This window comes from Cellulomonas sp. GbtcB1 (genome assembly GCF_019091725.1).
Classification (GTDB): domain Bacteria; phylum Actinomycetota; class Actinomycetes; order Actinomycetales; family Cellulomonadaceae; genus Cellulomonas.
Window position 1 is genome coordinate 1 of record NZ_JAGXJG010000732.1, and the last position, 229, is coordinate 229.

The following is a 229-nucleotide window of genomic DNA, read 5'->3' on the forward strand; positions in this document are numbered from 1 at the left end:
GAGCGTGGCGACCTCGACGCGGGTGGCGGCGGCCGTGCCGGTGGAGACCGACATCATCAGCGACGCCGTGGTGGCGCCGGTGACCCGCACCTCGGGGCCCGCGAACGTGAGGTCGAGCGCGCCCTCGTGGCCGGTGAACCGGACGCCGCCCGGCCACGTGGACGTCGCCAGGCCGCCGGCGTACACCTGGCCCGCGCCGGCGGAGCAGGTCCACGGGCCGGGGCCCGTC

General features: G+C 78.6%; 1 protein-coding gene. It reads right to left on the reverse strand.

The genetic code is table 11. The annotated features are described in order from the left end of the window. A partial coding sequence (locus tag KVT14_RS21995; RefSeq protein ID WP_217617449.1) for an HtaA domain-containing protein occupies nt 1–229 on the reverse strand: 229 nt, incomplete at both ends.